Annotated in this window: 11 protein-coding genes and 1 pseudogene; 5 read left to right on the top strand and 7 right to left on the bottom strand. The window is 68.3% G+C overall.

What is annotated here, in order from left to right; genetic code table 11:
* Window positions 1-403: hypothetical protein (locus GJ632_RS24000; RefSeq protein ID WP_231751617.1), on the bottom strand; the 403-nt coding region annotated here is incomplete at its 3' end.
* Window positions 404-461: 58 nt separating this feature from the next.
* On the opposite strand from GJ632_RS24000, the gene GJ632_RS23995 reads away from it, so the two are divergent.
* Together GJ632_RS23995 and GJ632_RS16355 are read left to right on the top strand one after the other, a co-directional pair.
* Window positions 462-1142, top strand: coding sequence for a hypothetical protein (locus tag GJ632_RS23995; RefSeq protein ID WP_231751616.1), 681 nt, complete (start codon window positions 462-464; stop codon window positions 1140-1142).
* A gap of 186 nt (window positions 1143-1328) precedes the next feature.
* Window positions 1329-1469 carry a hypothetical protein gene (locus GJ632_RS16355; RefSeq protein WP_191453511.1) on the top strand — a complete coding sequence of 47 codons (141 nt, stop codon included), beginning with the start codon at window positions 1329-1331 and terminating at the stop codon, window positions 1467-1469.
* 22 nt (window positions 1470-1491) lie between these two features.
* Here the strand turns inward: GJ632_RS16355 and GJ632_RS16350 are convergent, their stop codons facing one another.
* Together GJ632_RS16350 and GJ632_RS16345 are read right to left on the bottom strand one after the other, a co-directional pair.
* Window positions 1492-2844, bottom strand: coding sequence for an aspartate aminotransferase family protein (locus GJ632_RS16350; RefSeq protein ID WP_191453510.1), 1353 nt, complete (start codon window positions 2842-2844; stop codon window positions 1492-1494).
* Window positions 2845-3003: 159 nt separating this feature from the next.
* The gene (locus tag GJ632_RS16345; protein ID WP_191453509.1) at window positions 3004-4308 is read right to left on the bottom strand and encodes a DUF4010 domain-containing protein; all 1305 of its coding nucleotides are present in this window, start codon (window positions 4306-4308) and stop codon (window positions 3004-3006) included.
* A 104-nt stretch (window positions 4309-4412) separates the two neighbouring features.
* On the opposite strand from GJ632_RS16345, the gene GJ632_RS16340 reads away from it, so the two are divergent.
* Window positions 4413-5654, top strand: a complete 1242-nt coding sequence (locus GJ632_RS16340; protein ID WP_089807342.1) for an AI-2E family transporter — start codon at window positions 4413-4415, stop codon at window positions 5652-5654.
* Window positions 5655-5687: 33 nt separating this feature from the next.
* Here the strand turns inward: GJ632_RS16340 and GJ632_RS16335 are convergent, their stop codons facing one another.
* Both GJ632_RS16335 and GJ632_RS22310 read right to left on the bottom strand, forming a co-directional pair.
* The gene (locus tag GJ632_RS16335) at window positions 5688-5984 is read right to left on the bottom strand and encodes a PadR family transcriptional regulator (RefSeq protein ID WP_089807344.1); all 297 of its coding nucleotides are present in this window, start codon (window positions 5982-5984) and stop codon (window positions 5688-5690) included.
* Window positions 5985-6357: 373 nt separating this feature from the next.
* Window positions 6358-6504: a hypothetical protein gene (locus GJ632_RS22310; RefSeq protein ID WP_177232592.1), complete on the bottom strand. Its 147-nt coding sequence runs from the start codon at window positions 6502-6504 to the stop codon at window positions 6358-6360.
* A gap of 88 nt (window positions 6505-6592) precedes the next feature.
* On the opposite strand from GJ632_RS22310, the gene GJ632_RS16330 reads away from it, so the two are divergent.
* Together GJ632_RS16330 and GJ632_RS26020 are read left to right on the top strand one after the other, a co-directional pair.
* Complete coding sequence (locus tag GJ632_RS16330) at window positions 6593-7303, top strand: hypothetical protein (protein ID WP_191453508.1); 711 nt, start codon at window positions 6593-6595, stop codon at window positions 7301-7303.
* Between the two features lie 133 nt (window positions 7304-7436).
* The gene (locus tag GJ632_RS26020; protein ID WP_394351826.1) at window positions 7437-7577 is read left to right on the top strand and encodes a hypothetical protein; all 141 of its coding nucleotides are present in this window, start codon (window positions 7437-7439) and stop codon (window positions 7575-7577) included.
* A 43-nt stretch (window positions 7578-7620) separates the two neighbouring features.
* Here GJ632_RS26020 and GJ632_RS16320 read toward each other — a convergent pair whose 3' ends face one another.
* Together GJ632_RS16320 and GJ632_RS16315 are read right to left on the bottom strand one after the other, a co-directional pair.
* Window positions 7621-8112 (bottom strand): NUDIX hydrolase, encoded by a 492-nt coding sequence (locus GJ632_RS16320; RefSeq protein ID WP_343161219.1) that lies wholly within the window; start codon window positions 8110-8112, stop codon window positions 7621-7623.
* Window positions 8113-8122: 10 nt separating this feature from the next.
* Window positions 8123-8469 (bottom strand): annotated as a pseudogene (locus GJ632_RS16315) (bifunctional 5,10-methylene-tetrahydrofolate dehydrogenase/5,10-methylene-tetrahydrofolate cyclohydrolase); the annotation flags it as partial.

Below are 8469 nucleotides of genomic sequence, written 5' to 3'. Positions count from 1 at the left end.
CGACGACGCCGTCGCCCGCCTCGAAGCGGCGGTGACGGAAGCGCGGCGGTTGCGGGAGCGCGTCGACACCGCCGACGTCGACGACGACGTTGCGTTCTACCTCCGCGGTGGCGACCCCTCGGGCGGGTGGTTGGAGACGGCGAAGTCGGAGTCGGACCCGCACGAGCGACTGTTCGACGCGACGTACGGGATGCAGTTCGCCGGCGAAGTCGTCGGCGCGGCCAAGGTGGCCCTCGGCGAGGTGGACGCAGCGGCCATCGTGGAACGCGGCGACCGACTGCGGACGGCGGCGGACGACGTCCGCGACTCGCTCGGCGACTACCTCGTCTCCGACCCGGCCCGTGACCTCGGCCGCCTCTACTACGTCGAGCGGGAACTCTCGCTCGCACGGCTCGACTCGCACCGCGACGGGACGTTCACCGGCGGCGTCGCCCCCCGCCGAATCGTACGACGCGGGCGACGTGGCGGGGACGGTGGGGTCGCACCTGCAGGCCGAACAGCGAATCGAGAACGCGAGACGCTACCGCGACCAGTACCGCGAGAATCTCGCCGACGACCCGCGGCCGTACCGGGAGTCGCTGGCGACGGCGCTCGACTCGTTGGTGGCCGAGATAGACGAGTACCCGCGCCGTCACGAGTTCCAAGAGGCGCTCAGAGAACGCGATATCGACCAGTCCACGCCGTACGGCGCGGCCCGGTGGGAGCTGTTCACGCTGTGTTTCGACGGCGACTTCCGTTTCGGCTACGACGCCGACGGCTACCGCTCGGGCCACCTCGTCCAGCGGACGACAGAGGCCGCGCGGGCGCTTCTCGCCCGTCGCGCCCACGAGTTCGCCCTGTCGAACCTCGGTGTCTCGCCGAACGACGACGGTTACGACTCCGGGCGCGCCCTCCGCGCGAAACGCCGGGCGATGCGGACGTTCCGCTCGGTCCGGGAGACGCACGACTCGCCGTTCGCGAGCGTCCTCGCCGCGGAGGCGGCCAGTCGGATTCGCGCGGGCCACGTCGGCGTCAGCATGGCCGACGGCGACCGGCCGGCGTGGCAACCGCGCGTCGAAGCGACGACGTACTACCTCGTCGGACGGGGGTCGCTGCGCGAACTCGGTGACGTGTTCGGTACCGTCGTCGCCGACGAACGGTGAGTCGGCCCGGGGCCGCCCCCAACGCTATCCGTCGCCGCTCCGTCTGACAACTGTGGAACACGACACTCGGTCGCTCGCCGGCCACCTCGCCGGGGTGGCAGTCGTCGTGGCGCTACCGATGGCCCTCGAAGCGGCGCTCGACGCCGCCGTCTCCGGCGCGCGAGCGGGCGGCGGTGCCTTCCCGACGTGGTTGCCGGCGTCGGAACCGTCGGACAGACCGTCCTCACGTACAGTCTCGCCGTCTCCGCCGTCACGTACGTCTTCGTCCCGGCGGCCGTCTTCGCACTCGGCTACCGGTACGGACGTCGGCGGCCACGGGCGACGTAAGCGGGCTCTCGCCCCGCGCGAGTCAGGCGCACTCGGCGACCGCTTCGCAGAACAGCGACGCGCCGAGCGCTATCTCGCGTTCGGTCACGTCCAACGGCGGCAGGATGCGAATCACGTCGTAGCCGCAGGCGAGGGTGAGCAGCCCCTTCGCGAGACAGGTCTCCTGCACCTCGTTACGGCGTTCCTTCGAGTCGAACTCGACGGCGAGCATGAGGCCCTTCCCGCGCACGTCGGTGACTGGCGCGAGGTCCGCGTCGCCGAGGAGTTCCTGGAACTGCCGGCCGCGTTCGACGGCGTTGGCCATGAGGTCGTAGTCGTGGATGGCGTCGAGCGTGAGCGACCCCTGCAGGGAGGCGATGATGTCGCCCGCGCCCCACGTCGACGAGATGCGCGACTTCTCCTCGGGGAACACGTCCCGGCGGGAGACGGTCGCACCGACGCGGAGCGCCTTCGCCGACGTGATGACGTCGGGTTCGATTGCGAAGTGGTCCGACCCCCACATCTCGCCAGTGCGGCCGACGCCCGACTGAATCTCGTCGGCGATGAGCGTGATGTCGTACTCGTCGACCAGCGCGGCCAGTTCGTCCATGAACGCGTCCGAGGGGATGCGGTAGCCGCCCTCGCCCTGAATCGGTTCGAGGACGACGTACGCCACGTCCTCGGGGTCGACGTTCCCCTTCTCGGGGTCCAGTTTCTGCCGGAGGCGGGAGACGGGCGACGACTCGTCGGGGAAGAAGCCGCACGAACAGGAGGCCGCCGAACAGGTCCGGTCGTCGCAGAAGGGCATGTCGACGACGCCCGATATCTCGGGGAAGTCGCGGCGGTAGACGGACTTCGAGCGGTTCAGCGACAGAGCGCCGAGCGTCCGCCCGTGGAACGCGCCCTCGAACGTGACGCCGTACTTCGCGCCGTCGGACTCGTCGTAGGCGATTTTGATGGCGTTCTCCACCGCCTCAGCGCCGGAGTTCGACAGGAACACCGTGTCCATGCCGTAGTGCGACGTGGCGTCCACCAGACGCTCCATCAGGCCCGCCGGCCCGGGGAACTCGCTCTCGCCGGGGGGCGACCCGTGCGAGACGTAGAAGTCCTGTCCGGCGATTTTGAGCGGGTCCACCAGGTCGAACTCGCGGAGACGGTCCAGTATCTTCGGGTTGTTGTAGCCCAACGGGGCGGCGGCGACGTGACTCGTGAAGTCCAGCAGGACGTTGCCGTCCACGTCGGTGCAGAACGGGCCCTCGGCGTCGGCGCTGACGTCCCACACGAAGTCGTACACGTACGTGCTCGGAGCGGCCGTCGAGCGGTGGTAGTCCACCCACTCGCGCGCCTTCTCGCCGGGGAGGGAGTCCACCTGCGGGGTGGCGGTGTCTCGGTCCATGAACCCCCGTGTGTCTCTCCCGAGTTAAGAAGTTCGTTTGTTCGTGATAGACCACCGAGTCGGTGATTCGGTCGAGGCGCCGGGGCTCCGTCGGACGCGAACGCCGAGGCGATGTGCGACCTGCGCCGCGGGACGCCCGCTATCCGCGGCGACCGACTGCTACACCACGCCGACGACGACGAACACGCCCGTGAGGACGCCGACGACGGCGAGGAGTCCCAGCGACCACGCCGTCACGGAGCGGGTGAACTGCCGCGGGCCGGCCAGTCCGAGCAGCACCTTCACGAGGACGCTCGACGCGGTGGCGAGGAGGATGGCGACGGTGGCGGCCGTCGAACCGATGCTCCCGCTTCGGAAGAGGAGGACGGCCGTCGTCGTCGCGCCGGCGGAGGAGACGAACCCCGAGACGAACGAACTGGCGTAGAGGCCGAGCGTCCCCAACCGACTCTGCGCCACCGTGCCGACGACGAGGATGAGGAGGAAGACGAAGCCGAAGGCGAGGGCGTTGCGGAGCGAGAACGGACTCTCCAGCGGGATGTCGACCTGTTCGCCCCAGTCGGCGGCGTACCACGCTGCGACGACGCCGCCGACGGCGAGACTGCCGAGGGGGAGGACGACGCCGAGGAGCGCGGTGTTCGTCGCCGTGAAGGCGATGGCGATGCCGAGGTTCCGGACGGCCATCGCCACGTCCGCGAGGAGGACGGCGGCCACGCCGTAGCGGTAGGCGTCGGGATGTTGACGCACGTGGTCCAGCATCGTCCCGACGACGGCCGACGAGGAGGCCAGCCCGCCGAAGAAGCCCGTCACCGCGATGCCGCGGCCGCCGTACTGCTGGACGACGGCGTAGTTCACGATGCCGATGCCGGCGACGGTGACGACCATGAGCCACGCCACGCGGGGGCTGTCGATGGTGACGCCGTACATGGTGTACGACTCCGCCGGGAGGAGGGGATAGGCGACGAACGCGAGGATGGCGAACTCGGCCGTCGAGCGGAGTTCCTCGCGGTCCAGTCGGCCGGCGAGCCCGTGGAGTTCGCGCTTCAGCACGAGCAGTAACGACGACACGACGGCGACGGTGACGCCCTGCAGGGTGTAGCCGAGGGCGACGAGCGTTCCCACGCCGTAGGCGGCCATCAGCGACATCGACGTGGTGAGCGAGAGGCCGCTTCCCTCCTCCAGCATGCCGTTGACCGCGAGGAGGATGCCCTGCACCACGACCAGCACCGCGCCGACGGTGAGGAGGGCGACGCCGAGTGCCGACTCGGTTGCGACGAGGGCGAACACCGCGGCGACGAGACTCGTGAGGCTGAACGTCCGGATGCCGGCCGACTTCTCGGACCACTCGCGCTCTAGCCCGAGGAACATCCCGAGCAGGGCGGCGAGAATCAGCCGAACGACGTTGCTGGAGAGAGGGGCAGAAACCACGTCGGTGCCCTGCAAGAGGAGGGCCGAGAGCGACGACATCCTTCCTCCGTTCGCCGCCCGCCGACTTTAGTTCACTGGGCATCGCCGCGAAACGTGTTGGATTTCACGACAGACTTTTGCTGGTACGGGGTCCGTTCACGGATATGTCCCTCCTCCAGATGGAACGCTCGCGGATGGGGTGGTGGAGCGTGGGCCTCGTCCTCGTCGCTGCCCTCGTCTACGTCTTCTACTCGTTCGTGGGGACGTTCGTCTTCGGCATCTTCATCTACTACGCCACGCGCCCCATCTACCGCCGCCTCAAGCGGCGCATCCGTCCGCCCAGTCTGGCCGCCGCCGTCGCGCTCTTCGCACTCGCGCTCCCCGCCCTGACGCTCGTCGTCTACGCGCTCACCATCGTCGTGAACGAACTGGTGAAACTCACGAGCAACGGCTTCTTCGACCTCTCGCAGTACCCCATCACGACCGAACAACTCTCCCGACTCGCGGACCCGAACACGCTGCTGTCGCTCGACCTCTCCGACGTCACCGGCGCGCAGTTGTCGCAGGTGCTCTCGTCCATCGGGTCGGCCGCCGACACGCTCGCGTTCTTCGGCATCGGCGCTGTCCACCTGTTCGTCATGATCGCGCTGGCGTTCTACCTGCTCCGCGACGACTACCGGTTCGCGCGGTGGTTCCGGTCGAACTTCTCCGACGACCGCGGCGTGATGGAGGCGTACGTGACGGCCGTCGACCGCGACTTCAAGAACATCTTCTTCGGCAACATCCTCAACGCCGTCCTGACGGGGACCATCGGCGTCATCGCCTACACGGCCCTGAACGTGGTCGCGCCCCCGGGCGTGGCCATCCCCGCGGCCGCACTCGTCGGACTGCTGGCCGGCGTCGCCAGTCTCGTGCCCGTCGTCGGGATGAAACTCGTCTACGTCCCCGTGGCGCTCTACCTCGCGGCCGTCTCGTACGTCTCGAACCCCGCGGCGTTCTGGTTCGTCATCGCGTTCGTGGCGCTCTCGTTCGTCGTCGTCGACACCATCCCCGACCTGGTGCTCCGCCCGTACGTCTCCGGTCGGAGTCTCCACGTCGGCGCGGTGATGATCGCGTACACGTTCGGCCCCCTCCTGTTCGGGTGGTACGGCATCTTCTTCATGCCGATGATTCTGGTGCTGGTCGTCAACTTCGCGAAGTACGTCCTCCCCGAACTGGTCAGCGGTGCGCCGATTCGTCCCTACGCCGTCGACCCAGGGGCGGAGTACGAGGCGGAACTCGGAGAACGGTCCGTCGCCGCGGACGACGACGAGACGGCCGTCTCGCCGGACGACGATGCGCCGGACGCGCCCACAGACGCGTCCGAGACGTCGAACCCGCTAGACGACGGGTCGACGACCTCGTGACAGGAACGGCAGATACCGAGAAACAGCCGACGTTCAGACGCGGACGCCGCCGTACTCGATGTCGATGTAGTTCCCTTCCCACTCCTTTCGCGCCTTTATCTCCCTGCGACCCCGGCGCGTCAGCGTGTAGTAGTTCGTCCGTCTGTCACGTTGCCCCTTCTCGACGAGTCCCTTCTCCACGAGGGTGTCGAGGTTGGGGTACAGGCGCCCGTGGTGAATCTCCTTCTCGTAGTAGTCCTCGAGTTCCTCTTTGATTGCCAGTCCGTGGGGTTCGTCTAGCCCAGCGATGACGTACAGCAGATCACGCTGGAATCCTGTCAAGTCGTACATTGGTAAATTCAATTCGTCCCTTATTGTCTGATTGAAATAAACATATCGGAGATGAACGGGTCTTCCCGACCCAACGACGGCGTAATCGGAGAATTCCGACCGTCGAAAGCTGTAAGTTCGTGAATACGTGTCGCCGTCGACCCGTCGCGTCGTTCGCGACGGCCACGGACCCGACGAGAGTGATACATCTCCGAGACGTGAGTTCCGGAAAAGGAAGCAAGCCACGCGAAAATCGCGTGGATGCTTGCCGCCCTGAATTGGTCCCCGCTGACGCTTCGGCCCTCCAAAGCGAAGCGTCACCTGCTACTTTTGGCTGGTTTCTCTTAAAGATACCGACGGACGTGGGAATTGCCTCTTGGGGCGAGTCGCCGAGTCACATGTGCTCTTCTTCCAGGACCCACCCCAGCGCGCGCTTGTAGTGGGTGAACAGTTCTCTGACGCCGCCGTGGCGCATCTCCTCGGACTCCAGTTCTTCGGCGAGGAACTCGTACTGCTCTCGTATCTCCTCTTCGGAGCGCATGGTCGCCGTACGCGCTTCGGCCGCAAGGAACTGACGCCCGCGTCGGCCGTGCGTCGGGCTTTTGTCCCGGGCCCGCCCACGTTCGCGCATGGAGATTCGGGGTCGACGGCGGTGCAAGTCGTGCGGACAGGAGTGGTCGTACTACGACACCGGCGAAGTCGCGTGTCCCGCCTGCGGGGGCATGCAGAGCGTCGGCGTCGGCGGTCGCGCGCGCCACACCGACAGCGCGGACCCGTTGGACCTCTCGGAACACCGGAACGCGGCCGAGGCGGGGTCGGTCGCCGACGCGGCCGAGGCGTTGAAGACCGACCTGCGGACGTACCTCCGGGCGCGCGGGTTCATCGACGGCGGCGAACTCCGCGACGTGGACGACACCTACCTCGCCGCCCGCGAACTGCTCCACGCGGTGGACGTCCTCGTTCGCCGGCGCGACCCCGACGAGGAGACGCAGTTGTACGTCCTGTCGCTCCTCCGGGGGGCGGACCGCGGCGAACGGCCCGCCCCCCGACGAGGTGCCGCCCTCGATGACCGAGCGCGCGGCCTCGCCTACGCGGAGTCGCTCGCGGCGTTCCGCCGCGACCTCTCGACGTGGCTCGACGACCATCCCGACCCCGAGGCGCGGACGACGCTCTCGACGCTCGGAGAACACGTCAAGCGCGTCGAGGCCCTGCAGGGCGACGTGTCCGTCCGACAGTCCGAGTCGCTCGTGCGGGCCGCACGCGAACTCACGGCGTACGTCCGAGACGACGACGAGTCCGCCCTCGCGGCGGCGCGGGACCGACTCTCGCGACTCGCCTGAGGAGGAAAACGACTTTCACCGCCGGCGTCCCTTCACCGCCGATGGCCGAGCGATTCGACCAACACGCCGTCCGCCACCGGATGAAGCTTCTCACCGACGACGGCGACGCACCCTGTACGAGAACCGCGACGCGGTGCCGTGTCCGGCCTGCGGCGACCCGTTCGACCGCATCCTCCTGACCGAACGGGCGTCGCACTCGTTCGACGTGGCCGACAACGCGCGGTTCTGCGTGACCGACGAGGACGACCGACTGGTCGTCTGCACGCACCGGTGACGGAACGCGCTGCGACCCCGGCGCGCCGCGGGGACGGCGGGCGTCAACGGTCGAGGAGAAAGCGCAGGAACGGTCGGTCCAGCGTGTCCGTGGGGAGCGTCCGGAACCACCCCACGTCGGCGACGTTCTCGTCGGCGAGGCCGGGGTCGTCGGTGAGCGTCCCGCGCACGGCGGCGTCGTAGACGGCGAACCGGAACGTCGTCGTCTCGCCGCCGTGCGCGAACGTCTGCCGCGTCACCGACCGGAGCGACCCGACCGTCGCCTCCAGTCCCGTCTCCTCGCGCACCTCGCGCACGAGCGCTTCTTCGCGGCTCTCGCCGTCTTCGACGCCGCCGCCGGGGAGCACCCACCGGTCTCGTTGGTGGACGAGGAGGACTTCGCCGTCCCGTTCGACGAGGGCGGCGACGCCCCAGTCCATCCCGGCGTCGATGCGGGCGGCGAGCGACTCGAACGACTCGCGGTCGAGTTCGCGTTCGCTCTCGCGGCGGACGACGCCCGCCGAGTCCGTCTCGAACGGTCCGGAGTCGTCGCTCACGACGGGTCGGTCAGGGGAGTTCGACGTCGACGGCTTCGGCGTCGCCCGCGGCCTTCACCGTGTTCCAGAGGAGCATCGCGCGCGTCATCGGCCCGACGCCGCCGGGGACGGGCGTGATGGCCGACGCCTTCTCCTTCGCGCTCTCGAAGTCCACGTCGCCGACGAGTTCGTACCCCTTCTCGGTGTCCGCCTCGACGCGGTTGATGCCCACGTCGACGACGACGCAACCCTCCGACAGAATCTCGCCGTCTATCATCTCGGGGGACGCCCCGGGGCGGCCAACGAGTACGTCCGCGTTACGCGTCTTCTCCGCGAGATTCTTCGTCCGCGAGTGACACACCGTGGTCGTTGCGTTCC

The organism is Halogeometricum sp. CBA1124 (genome assembly GCF_009741955.1).
In the GTDB taxonomy this organism is placed as follows: Archaea; Halobacteriota; Halobacteria; order Halobacteriales; family Haloferacaceae; genus Halogeometricum; species Halogeometricum rufum.
This window is presented reverse-complemented; position numbering and strand designations above follow the sequence as displayed.

Excerpts from the sequence above, each read along its gene's own strand:
- GJ632_RS16335 (WP_089807344.1), bottom strand. The coding sequence starts at position 5,984 with ATGTACGACTTGACAGGATTCCAGCGTGATCTGCTGTACGTCATCGCT.
- GJ632_RS16340 (WP_089807342.1), top strand. The coding sequence starts at position 4,413 with ATGTCCCTCCTCCAGATGGAACGCTCGCGGATGGGGTGGTGGAGCGTG.
- GJ632_RS16330 (WP_191453508.1), top strand. The coding sequence starts at position 6,593 with ATGGAGATTCGGGGTCGACGGCGGTGCAAGTCGTGCGGACAGGAGTGG.
- GJ632_RS16350 (WP_191453510.1), bottom strand. The coding sequence starts at position 2,844 with ATGGACCGAGACACCGCCACCCCGCAGGTGGACTCCCTCCCCGGCGAG.
- GJ632_RS22310 (WP_177232592.1), bottom strand. The coding sequence starts at position 6,504 with ATGCGCTCCGAAGAGGAGATACGAGAGCAGTACGAGTTCCTCGCCGAA.
- GJ632_RS16345 (WP_191453509.1), bottom strand. The coding sequence starts at position 4,308 with ATGTCGTCGCTCTCGGCCCTCCTCTTGCAGGGCACCGACGTGGTTTCT.